Source organism: Neobacillus bataviensis LMG 21833 (assembly GCF_000307875.1).
GTDB lineage: Bacteria > Bacillota > Bacilli > Bacillales > Cytobacillaceae > Neobacillus > Neobacillus bataviensis.
Genome location: NZ_AJLS01000104.1, coordinates 1 through 517, shown reverse-complemented (window position 1 = coordinate 517; position 517 = coordinate 1). Strand labels below are relative to the sequence as shown.

Genomic DNA, 517 nt, shown 5'->3' with positions numbered 1-517 from the left:
CTTCTTTGGAACGAGTATTCCGACAACGGTTATTATTTTGAAGAAAAACCGCTCTCGTCGTGATGTCTTGTTTATTGATGCTTCTCAAGACTTTGAAAAACAAAAAAATCAAAATGTCCTGTTGGATGAACATATTGATAAAATTGTTTCTACCTACAAAAAGCGAGAAGATATTGAAAGATATGCTCATGTTGCAAGTTTTGATGAGATCCAAGAAAATGACTTTAACTTAAATATCCCTCGTTATGTCGATACCTTTGAGGAAGAAGAACCGGTTGATTTGGTTGCAGTGAATACCAATCTCCTTAAGATCAATGAAGAATTAGTTCAACAAGATCAAACGCTCTTATCTTTGATTAACGATTTTTCAGAAAGTGAAGAGAATCAAGCCATGATTGAATCGATGCGTCTTCTTTTGAGAGGTGGTCATGATGAGTAAAAAAAGTCCACAATTAAGGTTTGAAGGTTTTACGGATGATTGGGAAGAGCGTAAGTTAATTGAAGTTGCCGATTATAG

1 protein-coding gene is annotated in these 517 nt (G+C 35.0%); it reads left to right on the top strand.

Annotated elements, in window-relative coordinates:
* Positions 1-439, top strand: a 439-nt coding sequence (locus BABA_RS13785) for an N-6 DNA methylase (protein WP_007085809.1), incomplete at its 5' end; no start/stop codon positions are given.
* Positions 440-517: the final 78 nt, after the last annotated feature.